The organism is Rhodoferax sp. GW822-FHT02D07, assembly GCF_058802405.1.
Map to the genome: position 1 here is coordinate 106,442 of NZ_JBXAOD010000005.1, position 18,562 is coordinate 125,003.

Below are 18,562 nucleotides of genomic sequence, written 5' to 3' on the forward strand. Positions count from 1 at the left end.
ATTGTTTTGAGGGGATTTCCACGGCATGTGGCGAAACACCACATCAGTAGTTCTCCCGCAGGTAGATCAGGGGACTGGTGTAAACCCCAAAAGTCGCACGCGCTGTGGGGTTGTTGCCAAACCAGGGGCGATTGGCCGCCGTAGCGGCGCTTTGGGTACTGGACACACAGGTATTGCCTGAGGCTGCCGCCGAGAGGTTGAGCGTCAGCAGCACGCTGCCGCTGTTTCCCAAGCCGGGTTTGGACAGCTCCAAGAGTGGCCCCGGTACTGCGGGCGGAACAGTGATCAGCTTGCCATTGACCAGTGTTTGCGATGCAGTGGGGCTGATTTGGGTTTTGCAGGCGGAGAGGTTGCCCGTGTATCCAGACATAGCCACACTGGACAATGTGAGTGAGGTGCAGTTGTCGAGCGTGTTGGTAACAAAGAAGTTGCCATCCCAATATTGCGCCTCCAGCGGCACTTGGAGCCTGAGCAACTCTGACCCGTAGGCGTTCTGCATCCGCATGCGGCCATAGCGCACCCGTGTCGTTCCCGTCTCCGCGCTGGAACCAATGAAACTCCGGCCATCCGGATCGCTGATCGCTGCCTTGATCTTGAAACTGTCGTAAGGACCATCCGGATTGGCCAGCTTGCTGAAGGCATAGATGTCGTTCACGGCAAACAGACCGGCACTCCACACACTAGTGTTGGGCATGGTCGGGAAAGCGGGGCTCGTCAGGCGCGTGATGGCTACGGCAGAGCCTGCATTGTCGCCACTCAGCGTGACGGAGGCGAGGTTGGAATACCCCGTCGTGTAGCGGCTGACCACCGGGTCCGTCGCCGAGGCCGGCGTCGCCAACGCGGCATGGGCTTTGATTGCGACCGCCACACCCAACGCATCTTGGTCCATGTAGGTAAAGCCACCGGCGGAACAGAAGGGGGTCAATGTCCCTGTGAATGAATAGTGGCTGGGGTACCAGCGCCCCATCCGCGAGGACTGGGCACTACCAATATTGCACCCATACTTGCCACCGGACAACGTATTGGAGGTGCTTCCGGCGATGCAGTCCGTGGACTGGTCCACCGAGGTAAAACTGCCGTCCACCAAGGCATCCGCAGAAAACTGGATATTTCCGACGTCCAAATACTTGAATGCCGTCCCTTGCGCCTTGGTACCGTCCCCGGCACCAAACGCGCCAGAGAACGTCCCGTTCGCGATAGCGGCACCAGCATGGTCCTGGATTTTGCTTGTCACCAAAACAGGCGTGGTTCCGGAGTAGCCGGAAGCCACGCCAGCCGCCGCATTCAGGGTAAACGCATTGCCCGCCACGTCGCTGGGTGTCCCGGTAAGCCCTGTATTGTTGAGCGTAGGAGCCGTCACCGTGAATTGCTGCGGCCGTATGGCAAAGTTGTCCGTCGAACATGCCGGAGCCGATGCCCCCACCCGCATGCGCACCCGGACATTGCGAGCCGCGTTTCCATACGTGAAACTCACCGGCTTGCGCCCGGCATCCGCGCCAGCGAAAGAAATGGTAGTGGCGCTGTTCAGCCCCGTACCTGTCGGACAGGCAGCGCTGCTCGCATCCACCAAATCAACATCCACACTGCCGGTATAGCCGGTATTGATCACTGAACTGCTAGAGAGGGCTAGGACATCCACATTGAAGGCAGTGGATGCCAATTTGGTAAATAAACGGGTCTGCGGGGCAGCACCCGACTCGACTGCGTCGAACGTACAGGATGCATTGGCAAAGTTCATGCTGCACGTCTCGCCGGACCCAACAAAACATCGGGTTGCCGAAGCCGGTAGCGGTGACGCACTCACCGTACCCAAGGTGACATTGCCCGAGGTTCCGTTGCTCAGTTGCCGGCTGCCTATGCCCCCGGAAAACGAAAACGTGTTCCCCCCCACCCACCCCGAGGGAGAAAGCTGAACCGTCACTGCCCCCGTGTACAAGGTGGAGCAACTCGCGTTCAGACAGGCTTTGACCGTGACAGCTTCAGGGGTGCAGATGGACGCCACGCCATCGTGCTCGATTTGGATATGGTCGTATGTACCCGAGCAAGACCGCCCCAAGGTCATGTCTGCCTGCACTTCGGCGGCCGACAGCTCCTTGCTGTAGAGCTTCACTTCATCGATGTTGCCGCGGAAATTCCGCCCGGGAATCAGTGCACATGAACCGGTTGCAACGTCGCCCCCAACGTAAAAGTTGCAGGGATTGTTTTGAAGCGTTCCAGTCCAATTGTTGGTATTGGCGTCCTGCGCACCGTTGATGTAGATGCGCTGACGTCCATTGGCCGAATCAAACGTGATTGCCACATGGGTCCACTGGTTCAACGGAATCGTCGCAGCGCTGGTGAGCGAGGACGCGTTCCACCACCAGTACAGCTTTCCATTGGAATCCAAATGGAACTCGTAATTGACATCATTGGACAGAATGGACGACAAGTCGGTGCTGTAGGCGGTGGGATAGATCCAGGCCGAAGCTGACAATGTGGTCGTGTAGCTGAACGCCGCACTGGATGCCACTTGCACGACCGCATTGCCATCAAATCTGGCGGCATTGCAGAAACCACCAACCACCGAAGCGAACTGCGATGCGATCGTTGGTGATGGCGCAATTTCATTGGTTGTCGTAGGCGACGTGGTGGTGATGCGGCGACCATGCAAGCCCGTAGTTCCACTATCCAGCACCTCGCCTGCCGCCCCCGTCCAAGCGCCGACCGGTTCATCCATCCGGAAGTGGGTCACGGCATTGGCAAGCACCAACACGGACGCAGTGGCATTGGGAAACCCGCTGGATGTCGCGGTATTGGTCAGAGTACCCTGCTGCGTCAGGGACACCGCCAGCGTCAAGGTGGCACTCTCACCCGATGGAATCGAAGGAATGCTCCAGGTGATGGTTGACCCCACCACAGTCACCGTGCCCGTGGAGGCTACATGGGACCCGTAAGACATGCCAGCCGGCAAAGTGTCCGTGACAGTCTTGTTGGTGTAGGCAGCTCCCGTCGAATTCGCCAAGGTGATCGTGAACGTTACTACGTCGTTGACGGAGGCCGAGGCAGCACTGGCCACTTTCGAGAGAGGTGGCAAGGTGGTGAATGTCCTGTCTGCTCCATCGGCAGCGCCATTGATGCTGGAGCCCTTCACCCGGTAGTGGTAAGTCGTGGACGTGCTCAGCCCACTGATGGATGCAGAAACGGCGGCGCCGGAGGTATTGGCGGCCACGGGGCTCTGGGTCGCACTTACCGTGCTGCCATAGGCCGTTGTCGTGCCGTACTCGAACGACACATTGACGGCCGCGTTGTCGCTGCTGACCACCCCATTCAGGGTCGCAGCCGTGGGCCCCAGGGTACTGGCTGCATTGGTGGTGACCGCCAAATAGGTGATGACCACCTTGCCTGCCGCACCGGCCCCACCGAGGCGTGAGCCCCCCTCGCCACTACCACCACCGCCACCACCACTGCCGGACGCTGGGGCACTGCCATTCGAACCACTGCCTCCGCCGTTGCCACCGATGCTGCCACCAACAGGCGCGGCACCCGCCGTGACAGTACTCCAAGGTGATGGCCCACTAGTCCCGTTAGCGGCAGTCCCCGCAGAGGACCCACCCGGGGCACCTAGCCCGGTATTGCTGTCCAAGCCGGCACCACCATTGCCACCAGAAAATTTCACACCGCCCACACCGGCGGCGGCATCTCCGCCCAGCCCACCTGCCGGAGGCGTCCCCGTAGAAGGAGACCCACCGCTCCCCCCTTTGGCCATCACCGTAGCAGTGTTCATGAACCACGAGTCACCACCCGCGCCGCCGGCGCCACCCGCCGTAGGTGTTCCGCCACTGCCCACCGAAAGGCTGTAAGTGTTTCCGGGTGTCACCGCCAGATTGAGCACTTTGGAATAGGCACCGCCACCGCCGCCGCCACCGCCGTCGGAGTTCATGTTTTGTCCGCCGCCTGCACCACCGCCCCCCCACACTTCCACCGTGATTGCAGTGACACCGGCCGGGGCGGTCCATGTCGTCCCACCAGCGGTGGTAAACGTCACCGTAGTGGCGTGCAAAGCGCTTTGAGCGAACAAAAACAGCAGAACCAGGGCGCCGCGCACCCGCTGCAAAAGGGCTTGAAGATTCAGCATGGCATGCCACCCATTTCCGATCGCTCTCAAAACTCAATCGATGCCGAGACACTGCGCTCCACAGCGGTGCTGCCATTGCCTTGGCTGGCTTGGGCCGTGAGGCGGTAGAGGGTCACCGTCGCACTGCCATCCGCGTAAGCGGCTGGAGTGCAACTCACCGCCACGTTGAAGCCGTCTACGACAAAGGGAGCTGGTGGCACGGGACAACCACTGGGAGCGGCCACCAGCCGGGCCAAGCCCCAACTCAACCCAGCCCGGGCCGCCCAATAGGCCCGCGAACCTTGCACATCCTGCGCCGAAGTCAGCTGCTGGGTATTGGAAAAGGTGAGCATGAACCCACCTAGCGCAGCCAGAACCACCACCAGAAAGATAGCGGCGATGGCGGCAAAACCGCGCTGGACAGAGGGACCGAGCTTCATGGCGTGTTATTCACCTGGATCTGGTGGTACAGAGTAACCATCTCATTGTTGCTGCTCAAAGAGAGGTTAACCTGCACCAAACCATTGCGCGTCTGATCACTACCGTTGTACACAAAACTGCAGGCACTCACATTGCTCGCAATAATGGCGCCACCCAAACCGCAATAACTGGCGGTCGGAGTACCGGTGAAAACTGAATTCGGGCTGGTTGTCACGCCGGGTGTCACGGTGCGACGCAAATTGCCGCCGGTGCACACATAGGCCACCACGTTTTCTTCGACAGGAATGATGTGAAACCGCTTGCTCCCTGATTCCAGCGGAAATTGCTTGCCTGCCACCAGCGTGATAGTAGTCTCCTCCGGCGGTGCAGACGTATCCGCCGCCACAGCACTCACGCGCATGACGTTGTCGCCCGCGTAGGCATTGCTGCCGGTGATACCTAGGTTGTAAATCGCTACTACATCGTTCTGCCGGATCTGTTGGTCAGCAGTCCAGTCAGCGTTGCGCCCCAGCATGTTGAAGCTGGTGTCGGCCATCGTGAAATCCAGGGCCTTGCCATCCCCCGTGACCCGGTTCTGCCCTCGGTAGCGCCCGCCGTTGCGGGTGGGAATGAACACCAGACAGGGGTCCATACCGTTGGCCGTAACCACCACGCTGTTGGGCAAGGCCTTGCGCAGATCGCGGGCCATGCGTCGTACGGCCGTATCGGCCACATCGGTAAGGGCGGCGCGGCGGCCGCTATCAAAGTACGCTTCAATGGGAGCGCGCATGAACACCGCAACCACCCCGCCAATGACACCCAGGATGACGATCACCATCACCAGCTCCACCAATGTGAAGCCGCGTTGCATGAACAGTGATCCCGTGGGGTGGCGCATGGTCAGTAGTTGGTTCGGTAACCCGTCAGGGTGATGGACTCCGCCCCGCGCGTCACCGTGACGGTCACCCGCTTGGCCGGGATGCCCAGTGTGGCGTTGTCGTCAACCACCGCAATGGCAATGGCGTAAGCAGACAGGCCGGGAGGTAGCCCCAGATCCGCCCGGGTTTTCCCGTTGTAGTCGTCCACGTTATCCCAGTTGGTGCGATCGGTCTCCCCCACATTGGTTCCGTCGGGGTCCGTATAGGCCTTTTGCAGCACCTCTTCCAGCGTCGACTCAGCCAAGGCAATCGCCTGCTTGCGCACCATGGGGTCTGCGCTGGACTTCACGACCGTGTTCATGACTACCAGAATGCCAGCCAGCCCTACGGCCACCACCACGATGAAGATGATGAGTTCGATGAGCGTGAAACCGCGTTGGGGTGGTCTACTCATGCACGAACCCTGTTGCGGTCTCGACAGTAATGCTGCGGCTGACATTCCCCACTTGCAACACCCGGGTTGCGGCTGCGGTTCCGTCCGTATTCAGGGGCTGCCCCAGCGCATCGAAATTGAAGCTTCCGGTTCCACTGGCAAATGACACCCCACTGCGGGCAGCAAGGTTGGCCTCGCCGGACGGCCCGCGCAAGGCAGTCGGACAGCTATTGGATGCAGCCGCATTGGCCATGCTCAGCGTGATGGTGCTTGCAGTTACCACCACACACACCGTACGCCGCTGCGCAATCGCGGTCTTCTGCGCATAGCGCAGATAGGCCAAGGACTGGTCATGAAATCCACGGGCAAAAAAATCGCTCGTGTTCAGCACGCGGGGCACCGCATATACCGCCAGAACCCCCAACAGGACCAACACCATGATCAACTCCACCAGAGTAAAGCCGCGCGCGCAAGCTGGCACACAGCGCCCGGAGTACGGGCGGTGACGGTCCAACGAAAAGCTCGCATGAAGGGTCATGGTTTGCTATGGTTTTTCTAGCTGGCTGCTCAGCAATCACGCCGCGCAAGACCCTATTTAATCATTTTTTCGCAGACAATGGCTCCCCGTGAGCCATTCCACCCTACCTGATTCAAAGTCTCACGCAGCAAACCGTGTCACGACCGTCCTCGCCGTGCTGATGGCGCTACTGCCCGCAGCTGGCGTGCCTGGCGAATGGGTGCTGCAAGACACTCTCAAATCCGCCCTCCTGGCCGCGGGCACACTGACTGCGGCCTGGGTCTGGCTGGGGTCCCGCCCCCGGCGCCTGCGATGGCACGGTGTACTGGCCATTCCACTGCTATGGATGACGTATGCCTTGGGCAGCATGGTCTGGTCGCACAGTTACCTGGCAGGCGTGGAGGCCGCGCGCTGGGCGGTACTCGGGCTCTTGCTGTGGGTGGGGCTGCAAGGTCTGCAGCCCGGCAACGTCATGCGCCTGGTCTGGGGCATCCATGCGGGCGCCGTGATGGCATCGGCCTGGATCGCAGCCCAGTTCTGGGTAGATTTGACTTGGTTCAACCAGGCAGCGCCGCCCGCCTCCACCTTTGTCAATCGCAACTTTTACGCGGAATACGCCATCTGCGCCCTGCCCTTTTCTGTATTGGCGCTGGCACAACTGCAAACCCCGCGCTGGCGACAACTCATGGCACTGTCACTGGGCGTCAACCTTGTGGCCCTGATGATGACCGGCACCCGTTCGGCCCTGAGCGCGCTGATGCTCATCACCCCCGCGCTGTTGTATGTGCTGTGGCGCCACCGCACCCAGCTGGCCTGGTGGCGATGGAGCCGGGGTTCGCTGCTGTCTGTCTTGCTGGTACTGGGATTGAGCGTGCTGGCCCTGGGTGGCATCCCCTCCGGGCATCCCGAGAGCGCCGGCTATAACGCCCTCACCCGCAGTTGGCAGCGCGCCGCCAGCATGGCCGAGGGCACGGTCTACAAAGAAGGCTCCTTCTCATACCGCAGCATGATGTGGGAAGGCTCGGCCCGCATGCTGCTGGACAAGCCCTGGACGGGCGTGGGTGCCGGTGCATGGGAGGTTTTCATTCCTCTCTACTTGGGCCCCGAGGCTGACGAAGAGCCCGACTACTACGCCCACAACGAGTACCTGCAGCTGCTGGCCGAATATGGTCTGCCTGTGGGGGGCGGCACGCTGGCCGTGTTGCTGGCCTACCTGCTGCTGGCGGCCCGCAACACCTGGCGCTTATCGGTAGATAGCGAGCCAGATGCACCGCTGCGTGCGATCGCCCTGTGCAGTCTGCTCGCCCTCCTGGTGGTGAGCCTGGCGGGGTTTCCCTGGAGACTAGCGACTACCGGCGCTTTTTTCATGCTGAACTTGGCTTTGCTTGCGGGAAGTGACACGCGATTGCAACTGCGTGATGCATTGGGCCATGGTGAGGTCGCCCTGTCCGCGGGCCTGCGGCGCGCCGGGGTCGCCCTGCTATTAATGTGCAGCGCGCTGGCGGCAGTGGTCAGCATCCAAGCTTTCCGTGCAGAAATGGACATCGTGCGAGGAATCCAACACCTCAACCGCGCCCTGTCGATTCGCCACACGGACGCACAGGCTTCAGAGGTGGCAAGATTGGAAGGCGTTGACCTCTTGCGCAGCGGCATTGCCATCAACGCCCACTACCGAAAGATCATATCGATCGGAGCCGAGCAGTTGGCTCGCATGGGCGACTGGGAAAACGCCGTCACTGTCCTGCGCAGTATTGCCAAGTCCCGTCCCTATGTCGCCAATGTGTGGGCCAACCTGGTATTGGCCCACGTGGAGCTTCGGCAGCCGGATGCGGCCATGGCAGCCTGGAAAGAACTGGAGCGCTTACAACCCGAGTCCAAACGGACCCGTGCCCTTGACATTCTGGTGCTGCGTCGCAGTGGCCAGAGCGAGGAAGCTGCGCAGAAGTTGCGGAGCTATCTGAATGCTGGCCTCGTGGAATACGACCTCGTACGCTTTGCACTGGCAGTTGGGCTGGAAACCGGAGATGAGGCACTCTCAGTAACGGCTTACCGGCTTTGGGCAAGAAATTGGCCTACCGATGCACCTGAGCAGAAAATCGCACTGGAGCAGGCTCCTGCAGCTTGGCGGGCGAACATGCAAAAGAAAAGCCAGTGAGGTTTTCCTCACTGGCTTACTGCGTCCGATAGAAACCGTACTTATCAGGGAATGGCAATCGCTGTAAAAGAAGCTGTTACCGCAGAACCGCTGGTAGGTGTCAATGTCAATGTGCAGGTATTCGAAGTCCCCGCTGTGCCGGTCCAAGCGCCTGTCGCGGAATAGGTCCCCCCACTGGTGGGGTAGCCACCGCCTTGAAGCGTGGCCTTAGCACCGTCGCAGGAAGCAACCGTCACACCACCACCTGTTCCCGTGCCCTTGGCGGAATAGGCAGCGTAGTTAATTGCAGACCCCGAAGACAAGGCACCAGCCACCCCCTGAACAGCCGCAGAGCGCGCGTCCGAAGACAGATCCACGAACTTGGGAATGGCTACGGCCGCCAAGATGCCCAAAATCACGATCACCATCACCAACTCAATCAGCGTAAAGCCCCGTTGTACTTGTTTCATGTAGTCCGCCTTTCAAAAGAAATGTGAATCAGCGCCCTCAAGCACCCTTCAAGGGCTTCCAACTACTCTACGCGGGCGCGTGAGAATCATTCTAGGCCAAGTGCCTGCGATTGCGCATGAGGTTTGAGCGGTAAGTGCGCGACATTTCTCGGGTTTTGTGACTTTCTTGCCTATTTTTGGCAAAGAATGAAGGCTCATTCCACCAGCTGGCCGTCCCAGACATAGGCCTGCATGGGCCGCAATTGCGGAGCAGCGCCTTCCGAATGAAGCAAAAACCACAGCGCCTGGCCCCCCTCTGTGGCGCCCAGCGCGGCCTCGTCCTGCGGCTTGTAACCAATACAGGCGCAGCGCCGGTCATAGATCCAGCGCCCGGCCGGCACCTCCTGCAGCAAGGCAGGCGGCACCTCACCAGCGTAGTTAGCCGCCGGGGATTGCAACAGTGTGAAAGGGTTGGGAAGCAAGGCATCGCCCTGGCGCCAGCCCGGGGCTTTGCCTGCCCCGGCGAGCATGGCATGGGTGTGGTCCAACACCAATGCCGTACGCAAGGCCCCCAGCGTGCTTTGCACGGCGGCCCGCTCGGCCTGCGCACGCACCTGCTGGCCGTAGCGCCACAAAACCGACAGCACCACCAGAATGAGTACCAGCAAGGTGCCCCACTCGACCCAGCGGCTTTCCCACAATGGTCGGGGATTCACCGCCGTGCGCGGGGTGGCCATGGCCTAGCCGCCACCCCGGCCCATGGCCGCCTGGCCCATGTTCCACAAGGGCAGGAAAACGCCCAGCGCCAGCAACAGCACCAGCACACCTATAACGGCCAGCAGGATGGGTTCGATAGCAGCGGACAGGCCCTTGATGCTGTAGTCGGTGTCTCGCTCGTACATGCCGGCGATCTCGAACAACAGGTTGTCAAGCTCCCCGGTTTCCTCGCCCACATTGATCATCTGTAGCACCACCGGTGTAAAGACGCCGGTGGCCGCCGCACAGCGTGAGATGCTTTCGCCGCGCTCGATGCCGTCGCGCATCTGTTCGATACGCGCACCGATGAAAGCGTTGTCCACGGTCTGCGCCACCACGGTGAGTGCCTGCACCAGCGGCACCCCGCTCTGGCTGGACAGCGCAAAGCTGCGCGCAAAGCGCGCCAGCGTGGCCTTGAGGATGATGTCCCCCACAATGGGCAACTTGAGCTTGCGCGCGTCCCAGCGGTAGCGCCCGTCGGGCGTACGCAGGTAGGCCCGTATGCCGACCACAGCACCAAAAGCCAGAGCCAGCAGCACGGGCCACCAGTTGATCATCCAACTGGAGAATGCCAGCAAGCCGCGCGTGATCAGCGGCAACTCGGTATTGAAGCCGGCAAACACCTTGGCAAACACCGGGATCACAAAAATGTTGAGGATCACGATAGCGACCACCATTGCGATCATCACAAAGCTCGGGTAGCGCATGGCCTGTTTGATGCGCTCGCGCACGTCGCGTTCGAACTCCAGATGCTCGTTGAGACGCAGGAACACCTCGGTCAGGCGCCCTGTCATCTCGCCCACGCGGATCATGGAGATATAGAAATTGCCGAACAAGTCGCTGTGTCGAGCCAGTGCGGCCGACAGCTCACGCCCCTGGTCCAGGCTGGAGCGGATGTCCTTGAGCAGATCGACCATGGCCGGTTTGGTGGCCGAAGCTTCCAGCCCCGCAAAGGCGCGCAGGATCGGCACGCCGGCCTTGTTGAGCGTGTACATCTGGCGCGAAAAGATCAGCAGATCCTCCATGACCACCGGGCGGCGCGACAGGAAAGCCAGTGGGTCTTTTTTTTCCTGTACCTCGCCCACTCGGGCCATCGCAATGTGAACGGGTGCCACACCGATGGTGCGCAGCTGGTCAGCCACCCCCCCTTCGGTCATGGCCTCCAGCTGGCCGCTGACGGCTTCGCCCCGGTTGTTGCGCCCGCGCCAGTCGTAAATCGCCATGCTCAGCCAGGAATTGCGTCGTCCGCGTCGGTGTCAAAGCCGATGCGCAGCGCTTCTGCCAACGAGGTCTTGCCAGTGCGCACCAGCTCCAGCGCATGGTGCGCCATGGTCTGGCCTTGCATGCGTTCACGCGCGGCGCGCATGAAGCTCGCTGGGTCGGATTTGGACGCTGCCTGGGTCAGCACAGCATCCATTTCCAGCAACTCGTACACACCCTGGCGCCCGGCATAACCGGTGCCGTTGCAGTGCGAACACCCCAGGCCGCGCTTGGGCGTGAAGCTGCTGCCGGTTACCTGCATGGAGTCCAGCCAAGACTGCTCCTGAGGGGAAGGCGTGTGGGGTGCGGAGCACTCGGGGCAGTTCACGCGCACCAGGCGCTGGGCAATCACCGCTTGCAAAGAGGTCGCCACCATGAATGGCGGCACGCCCATGTCCAGCAGTCGGAACGGCGTGCTGATCGCGTCGCGCGTGTGCAAGGTGGAGAGCACCAAGTGGCCGGTGATGGCCGCGCGCAAACCGATCTCAGCCGTCTCAGCGTCGCGCATTTCGCCGACCAGAATCACGTCCGGGTCCTGACGCAAGCAGGCACGCAGCACGCGCGAAAAGGTCAACTCGATCTTGTCGTTAACCTGCACCTGGGTAATCGCTGGCAGACGATATTCCACCGGATCTTCCACGGTGATGACCTTGAGCTCGCCCGCGTCGATCTCGGCGAGCGCCGCATACAAGGTGGTCGTTTTACCGGACCCGGTGGGCCCGGTCACCAGCACCATGCCCGACGTGCGCGAGAGCACCTCGCGGAAACGCTTGAGCATGGCCGGCGGCATGCCGATGCTGTCGAGCCTGCGCATGCCTGAACCCTGCTTGAGCAAACGCATGACGGCTGACTCACCATAGGTGGTGGGCAGTGTGGACAGACGCACATCGATGGTGTGCTCCTTGAGGCGCACCGAAAAGCGACCATCCTGCGGCAGGCGCTTCTCGGAAATGTCCAGCCCCGCCATGAGCTTGAGGCGCTGGGCTAGCGCGCCGCCAATGCGCTTGTCGGCTTGGGTCTGGGTCTGCAGAACGCCGTCCACGCGCACGCGCACCTGCAAAAAGCCCTCTTGCGGTTCGATGTGGACGTCCGAGGCACCCACCTGCATCGCGTCTTCAAACAGGGACTGCAGCAGCCGCACCACGGGCGCGCCCTCGGTGCCCACACTGGCGGTCAGTTCGCCGAAGTCCACCGCGTCGCCCAGGTCCTTTTCCAGGGCACGCGCCAGACCGGTGATTTCCTCGGTACGGCGGTAAAGGCGGTCAAAAGCCAGCGCCAACTGGCTCTCTGGCACCGCCGCGATACCGATATTGCGCTTGAGGAGACGGGTCAACTCGTCATAAGCAAACAAGTCCAGCGGATCGGCCAAGGCTACCAGCAGCACGTCCCCTTTATCTTCGAGCACAAGTGCGCGGAAACGGCGAGCCGCCGGCTCCGGCAAAAGCTTAACGACGTCCGCGCGAAAAGGAAAAGTCTTGAGATTGACGAAAGGGATGCGCAGCTGGCGCGCCAAGCCGTTGGCCAGCAGCTCTTCCGTGATGACGCCCGTTTCGATCAGCAAGCGCCCCACCTTTTTACCGGTGGTGCGCTGCAGCTCCAGGGTCTGTTGCAGCTGTTCCTGGGAAATCAGGCGCTGCTGGACCAGCACGTCACCCAGCCGCAGTTTCTCAGGGCGGCCCGAGGGCGGACGCGGGCCATCGGTCGCACCGGGCGCCGCCGTTGCCATATTCATGCGCTATTCCTTTTGCGGTTTGCAAAAATAATAGCACGCGGGGCACGTCAGGTGGCGGTATGCGCCTCACTCGGGTAGGCCGGAGCCGACGGACGGGGGGCCGGGCCACCGATGGAGTTACCGTCCAGCGTCACCTTGGCGCCCACCGCCACGGGGCTGCTCTGCTCAATACGGCGCAGCGAGCCGTCTTCCATGCGCACCATGACTTGGTAGACGGTTTCCTTCTTCATGTTCTTCTCGACCGTGTTGCCGGCCCAACCGCCACCCAACACGCCGGCAATGGTGGCCAGGGCCTTGCCATCGCCGCCGCCGAACTGGTTGCCCACCAGGCCGCCCAGCACCGCACCGGCCACAGCGCCCGCCCCGCTGGGGGAGGCTTCGCGCTGAATGGGGGTCACGCTTTCCACCGTGCCGCAACTGCTGCACACCACCTTGGACGCAGGCTGCGGCGCAGCAGCCGCGGGCTCCCAGGCGACATCGTTGGCCGGGAGTGTCGCTGCACTTCGGGGCTCTGCAGGTACCGTTTTTGCTACTGTTTTAGGAGCTGTCTGCGAAGATTTGGCGTGGGGTGCAGTCGCTTTCCTTGCCTTTTCTGGCGCAGGCGCGACGACGGGCGCCGGCAAGGCCGGGGGCTCCGGATCGGGCAGCACGGCAGCCACGGCGCTGGCCGGCGTAATCGGGGTGACGGGTGCCACCTCTTCCGCCGTGCGGTTGTGCACTTGCACCAGCGCGGCACCCAGGGCCAGCGTGGTGGCACCCAAGGCACCTACGGCAGCCCAGAGCAGAGGATGGGAGGTGCGGGCCGCTGCCGGCACGGCACCTGGGACGGGCATGGCACTGCTGTTCATAAATTTCTCCTTGGACAAGGGGCGAAATCGCCCTTTTCTGGCCGGGCTCGCCATGTGGCGACCCGACACAACCAAAGGTACCCAGCGCAGTGCGCGCCTGCATGTCTGATTTGTAACGCTGGGTAAAGCCCGGCGGGCGCCCGAAATAGGCGCTTACAGGTTTGGCGCCAACAAGCGCTCCAGCTCGCTGCGCTTGAGCTGGCGGCGGTTCGCCAAGTCTTCCACTTGGTCATCGCCGATCTTGCCCACGTTGAAGTAGGTCGCATCCGGGTGGCCGATGTAGAAGCCGCTCACGCTGGCCGCCGGCGTCATGGCCAGGCTCTCGGTCACGGCCATGCCGATTTCTTCGCACTGCAGCAGGTCAAACATGTCCTTCTTGACGCTGTGGTCCGGGCAAGCGGGGTAGCCGGGAGCGGGGCGTATGCCCTTGTATTTCTCCGTAATCAGGTCCTCATTGCTCAGCGCCTCGTCGGCCGCGTAGCCCCACAGGTCCGTGCGCACACGGTGGTGCAGGCACTCGGCAAAAGCCTCGGCCAGTCGGTCGGCAATAGCCTTGAGCATGATGGCGGAGTAGTCGTCCAGGTCGTCCAGGAAGTACTTTTCCTTCTTGTCCACGCCAATGCCCGCGGTCACCGCGAACAGGCCCGCGTAGTCCGCCTTCACGCCCTTGGGCGCCACAAAGTCGGCCAGGCAGCGGCTGGGGCGCATCACACCGTCGATCTCCTGCTTTTCGGTCTGCTGGCGCAGGCCGTACCAGGTCATGGCCACCTCAGAACGACTCTCATCCGTGTAGAACTCGATGTCGTCGTCGTTCACCGTATTGGCGGGGTACAGCGCCACCACGGCATTGGCCGTGAGCCAGCGACCCTCAATCAGGCGTTTGAGCATGCGCTGGCCGTCGGCGTACACGCGCACGGCCTCGGTGCCCACCACCTCGTCTTTTAGGATGGCCGGGAAGGGGCCGGCCAGGTCCCAGGTCTGGAAGAAGGGGCCCCAGTCGATGTACTTGGCGAGCTCCGTCAGGTCGAAGTTCTTGAAGACACGGCGGCCGATGAATTTGGGCGTGGTGGGTTGGTGCGCGGCCCAGTCAATCGGCGTCTTGTTGGCGCGCGCCTGGGCTAGGGGCCACAGTGGCGTCTGCTTTTTGTTGGCGTGCTGGTGGCGCACCTTGTCGTAGTCGGCGTTGAGCTCGTCGATGTACTTGGTGGCGCTGTCGCTCAGCAGGCTCTGCGCCACGCTCACGCTGCGCGAGGCGTCGGGCACATAGACCACGGGGCCTTCGTAGTGCGGCGAAATCTTCACGGCCGTGTGCACGCGGCTGGTGGTGGCACCGCCTATGAGCAACGGGATCTTCTTGATACGGAAATAGTCGTCCTTCTGCATCTCGCCAGCCACGTACTGCATTTCTTCCAGGCTAGGGGTGATCAGGCCGGAGAGTCCGATGATGTCGGCGCCCTCGGCCTTGGCCTTGGCCAGGATTTCGTGACAAGGCACCATGACGCCCATGTTCACCACATCGAAGTTGTTGCACTGCAAAACCACGGTGACGATGTTCTTGCCAATGTCGTGCACATCGCCCTTGACGGTGGCGATCACGATCTTGCCCTTGCTGCGCACGTCCTCCCCGGCAGCCTCCTGCTGGCGCTTCTCTTCTTCGATATAGGGAATCAGGTGCGCCACGGCGCTCTTCATCACGCGCGCGCTCTTCACAACCTGGGGCAGGAACATCTTGCCCTGACCGAACAGGTCGCCCACGATGTTCATGCCGTCCATGAGCGGACCTTCGATCACGTGCAGCGGGCGGCCGCCCTTGGCCAGAATGCCTTGGTAAGCCTCTTCGGTGTCCTCGACGATGAAGTCGGTGATGCCATGCACCAGCGCGTGGCTCAAACGGGCACCCACGGAAGCCGGTGCTTCGGCCGTACCACGCCATTCCAGCTTCTTGCTCTCGTCCTTGGCGCCACTCTTGGCCGTCTCGGCAATCTCCACCAGACGCTCGCCCGCATCCGGGCGGCGGTTCAGCACCACGTCTTCCACGCGCTTGCGCAACGCGGGTTCCAGGTCGTCGTACACGCCCACCATGCCCGCATTGACGATGCCCATGTCCATGCCCGCCGCAATGGCGTGGTACAGGAACACGGTGTGGATGGCCTCGCGCACCGGGTCGTTGCCGCGGAAGCTGAAGGACACGTTGGACACACCGCCGCTGACCTTGGCGCCGGGCAGGTTCTGCTTGATCCAGCGCGTGGCTTCGATGAAGTCCACCGCGTAGTTGTTGTGCTCTTCGATGCCGGTGGCAATGGCGAAGATGTTGGGGTCAAAGATGATGTCTTCGGGCGGGAAGTCCACCTCATCCACGAGGATGCGGTAGGCACGCTCGCAAATCTCCACCTTGCGCTCGTAGGTGTCGGCCTGGCCTTTTTCGTCAAAGGCCATGACCACGGCGGCCGCGCCATAGCGGCGCAGCAGCTTGGCCTGGTGCTTGAAAGCATCCAAGCCTTCCTTCATGCTGATGGAGTTGACCACCGCCTTGCCCTGCACGCAGCGCAGGCCGGCCTCGATCACGCTCCACTTGGAGCTGTCGATCATGATGGGCACGCGGGAAATATCAGGCTCGGACGCGATCAGGTTCAGAAAACGCACCATGGCAGCCTGGCTGTCCAGCATGGCCTCGTCCATGTTGATGTCGATGATCTGCGCACCGTTTTCCACCTGCTGGCGGGCCACGGCCAGAGCCTCTTCAAACTGCCCGTTCAAAATCATGCGGGCAAAGGCCTTGGAACCGGTGACGTTGGTGCGCTCACCCACGTTGACGAACAGGCTGTTGCTGTCAATCAGCACCGGCTCCAAGCCGGAGAGCATCATGGGCGCAACGTTTTTGGTAGCTGCTTGCGCAGCGTTGGCGGGGGCTTGAGACATAAAAGTCCTTACATTCTTGACTTTGCGGCTTACACCGCAACCCAGGCACCAGTGCGCTGGGAGGCAAACAGCGCGTCGATGATGCGCATGTTCTGGATGGCGTCTTCCACGCCGTACTGCAGGGGCTGCGCGCCGCGGATGGCCAACGAGAAGGCGTCGCCTTCCAAGCTGTACTGGTCACAGGGCGCAAAGGTCTCCACCACCGCGCCACCACCACCCAGCACCTTGCCGTCGTCCACAAAGATACGGGTCTCCTTGCCAGGAGGGGCATTAAAGGGGATTTCGATTTCCACGCGCTTATCAGTACCGATGGCCTGCACACGCTGATAGGGCGTGGCCTGCATGGAAACCGTGAAATCCAGACGGCGGCCACCGCCAAAATCCAGCAAGGCGCTGAAGCTGCGGTCCACACCAAAGTCGGGGGCCATATCGGCCAGCGCCATCACACGCACAGGCTCTGCATCAAACAGGAAGCGCCCCGCCACGATGGGGTAGCAGCCAATATCCATGAGACCACCACCGCCTTTGGCCGCATCGTTGCGGATATTGGCCGCATTGCGGTTGAAGTAAGAGAACCACACCTGGACCGTGCGCAGGTCCCCCAGCGCGCCGCTTTGCACCAGCTCGCGCGTGCGCAGCCACTGCGGGTGAAAGCGCACCATGAAGGCTTCCATGATGTGCACTTTGTCCGCCACCTCGCGCAGCTGCGCGGCTTCGTTGGCGTTCAGCGCAATCGGTTTCTCGCACAGCACATGCTTGCCGGCACGCGCAGCGGCCAGCGTCATGGGCACATGCAGGTCGTTGGGCAGCGGGTTGTAGATGGCCTCGATGGCCGGATCGGCCAGCAGCGCTTCGTAAGAACCATATGCCTTGGGAATGCCCAGCTTGTCCGCCGCCGCCTGCGCACCGGCCAGGCTGCGCGAGGCAATGGCCTGCACATCGCACCACTGGCTGCGCATGAGCGCGGGCGTGACTTTTTCCATGCCGATCTTGGCAGTGCTCAGCACGCCCCAGGTGACTTTTTTCATGCGAGATCCTTGATTCAGGCAGCTTCTTTGTAGAACACGTTGCGCTGCACATTGCGCGCAGCAATCGGGTTGACGGCATGGGCAATGGCACCGATGTGGTCGGGCGTGGTGCCGCAGCAGCCGCCCACGATGTTGACCAACCCCTCCTCGGCAAACTCGCGCACCAGGCGGCTGGTCACGTCGGGGGTTTCGTCAAAACCGGTATCGCTCATGGGGTTGGGCAGGCCGGCATTGGGGTAGCAGCTGATGAAGGTGTCAGGCGCCACGCGGTTGAGCTCCTGGATATAGGGGCGCATAAGGGCTGCGCCGAGCGCGCAATTCAGACCGATAGCCAGGGGCTGCGCGTGGCGCACGCTGTGCCAGAAGGCGGTGACGGTCTGGCCCGAGAGAATGCGGCCGGATGCGTCAGTCACCGTGCCGCTGATGATGATGGGCAGGCGTTCACCACTGGCTTCAAAGTACTCGTCCACGGCAAACAGCGCGGCCTTGGCGTTGAGCGTGTCAAAAATGGTTTCCACCAGGATCACATCGCTACCGCCCTCCACCAGTGCCTTGGTCTGGTCGTAGTAGGCGGCGCGCAGCTCTTCAAAGGTGACATTGCGTGCGCCGGGGTCGTTCACATCGGGGCTGATGCTGGCGGTCTTGGGCGTGGGGCCCAGGGCGCCGGCCACAAAACGTGGCTTGTCGGGCGTGCTGTATTTTTCGCAGGCGGCGCGCGCCAGTTGGGCCGACACAAGGTTCATCTCGATGGCCAGGTCGGCCATGTCGTAATCGGCCTGGGCCACGGTGGTGGCGCCAAAGGTGTTGGTCTCGATCAGGTCGGCACCGGCGGCCAGGTAGCGCTCATGGATGTCGCGGATGACATCGGGGCGCGTCAGGCTCAGCAGCTCGTTGTTGCCTTTCACATCCTTGGGAAAGTCTTTGAAGCGCCCGCCCTGGCTGCCAGGGCCGGTGTAGCCCTCGCCACGGTACTGGGCCTCGCCCAGCTTGAAGCGCTGGATCATGGTGCCCATGGCGCCGTCTAGGATGGCGATGCGCTTCTCCAGAATGCCTGGCAAGGCTTGTGCGCGGGTGTAGGTGATGGGCTTCATGGTG

General features: G+C 61.9%; 14 protein-coding genes. 1 reads left to right on the forward strand and 13 read right to left on the reverse strand.

Translation table 11 applies throughout. The annotated features are described in order from the left end of the window. Window positions 1-43: 43 nt before the first annotated feature. Genes AC1RNN_RS13105 through AC1RNN_RS13125 form a run of 5 tightly spaced genes read right to left on the reverse strand, consistent with a single transcriptional unit; the run spans window position 44 to window position 6,305 of the window. Entirely contained in the window at window positions 44-4,114 is a 4,071-nt protein-coding gene (locus tag AC1RNN_RS13105; protein ID WP_493089679.1) for a LamG-like jellyroll fold domain-containing protein, read from the reverse strand. A 26-nt stretch (window positions 4,115-4,140) separates the two neighbouring features. Continuing rightward, the gene (locus tag AC1RNN_RS13110; RefSeq protein WP_493089678.1) at window positions 4,141-4,533 is read right to left on the reverse strand and encodes a hypothetical protein; all 393 of its coding nucleotides are present in this window, start codon (window positions 4,531-4,533) and stop codon (window positions 4,141-4,143) included. Continuing rightward, entirely contained in the window at window positions 4,530-5,411 is an 882-nt protein-coding gene (locus AC1RNN_RS13115; RefSeq protein ID WP_493089677.1) for a type II secretion system protein, read from the reverse strand. The genes AC1RNN_RS13110 and AC1RNN_RS13115 overlap by 4 nt, the downstream gene beginning before the upstream one ends. Before the next feature lie 2 nt (window positions 5,412-5,413). Continuing rightward, window positions 5,414-5,845, reverse strand: a complete 432-nt coding sequence (locus AC1RNN_RS13120; RefSeq protein ID WP_493089676.1) for a type IV pilus modification PilV family protein — start codon at window positions 5,843-5,845, stop codon at window positions 5,414-5,416. After that, on the reverse strand, window positions 5,838-6,305 hold the full coding sequence (locus AC1RNN_RS13125) for a prepilin-type N-terminal cleavage/methylation domain-containing protein (RefSeq protein WP_493089775.1): 468 nt from the start codon (window positions 6,303-6,305) through the stop codon (window positions 5,838-5,840). Before AC1RNN_RS13125 ends, AC1RNN_RS13120 begins: the two co-directional genes overlap by 8 nt. A 217-nt stretch (window positions 6,306-6,522) precedes the next feature. Here AC1RNN_RS13125 and AC1RNN_RS13130 point away from each other — a divergent pair, with 217 nt between their 5' ends. Beyond that, complete coding sequence (locus AC1RNN_RS13130) at window positions 6,523-8,496, forward strand: O-antigen ligase family protein (RefSeq protein WP_493089675.1); 1,974 nt, start codon at window positions 6,523-6,525, stop codon at window positions 8,494-8,496. Window positions 8,497-8,540: 44 nt separating this feature from the next. Here the strand turns inward: AC1RNN_RS13130 and AC1RNN_RS13135 are convergent, their stop codons facing one another. The 8 genes from AC1RNN_RS13135 to AC1RNN_RS13170 form a co-directional block, all read right to left on the reverse strand. After that, complete coding sequence (locus AC1RNN_RS13135; RefSeq protein WP_493089674.1) at window positions 8,541-8,945, reverse strand: pilin; 405 nt, start codon at window positions 8,943-8,945, stop codon at window positions 8,541-8,543. 194 nt (window positions 8,946-9,139) lie between these two features. Continuing rightward, on the reverse strand, window positions 9,140-9,661 hold the full coding sequence (locus AC1RNN_RS13140) for a hypothetical protein (RefSeq protein ID WP_493089673.1): 522 nt from the start codon (window positions 9,659-9,661) through the stop codon (window positions 9,140-9,142). A gap of 3 nt (window positions 9,662-9,664) precedes the next feature. Beyond that, complete coding sequence (locus AC1RNN_RS13145) at window positions 9,665-10,903, reverse strand: type II secretion system F family protein (protein WP_493089672.1); 1,239 nt, start codon at window positions 10,901-10,903, stop codon at window positions 9,665-9,667. A gap of 2 nt (window positions 10,904-10,905) precedes the next feature. Further along, entirely contained in the window at window positions 10,906-12,672 is a 1,767-nt protein-coding gene (locus tag AC1RNN_RS13150; protein ID WP_493089671.1) for a GspE/PulE family protein, read from the reverse strand. A 47-nt stretch (window positions 12,673-12,719) separates the two neighbouring features. Further along, complete coding sequence (locus AC1RNN_RS13155; protein WP_493089670.1) at window positions 12,720-13,520, reverse strand: outer membrane lipoprotein; 801 nt, start codon at window positions 13,518-13,520, stop codon at window positions 12,720-12,722. Window positions 13,521-13,673: 153 nt separating this feature from the next. After that, window positions 13,674-16,439 (reverse strand): methionine synthase, encoded by a 2,766-nt coding sequence (gene metH / locus AC1RNN_RS13160; protein ID WP_493089669.1) that lies wholly within the window; start codon window positions 16,437-16,439, stop codon window positions 13,674-13,676. Window positions 16,440-16,468: 29 nt separating this feature from the next. Then, a complete protein-coding gene (locus AC1RNN_RS13165; RefSeq protein ID WP_493089668.1) occupies window positions 16,469-17,467 on the reverse strand; it encodes a Gfo/Idh/MocA family protein in 999 nt (332 codons plus the stop codon). A gap of 14 nt (window positions 17,468-17,481) precedes the next feature. Continuing rightward, the gene (locus tag AC1RNN_RS13170; RefSeq protein ID WP_493089667.1) at window positions 17,482-18,558 is read right to left on the reverse strand and encodes a homocysteine S-methyltransferase family protein; all 1,077 of its coding nucleotides are present in this window, start codon (window positions 18,556-18,558) and stop codon (window positions 17,482-17,484) included. Window positions 18,559-18,562 lie beyond the last annotated feature (4 nt).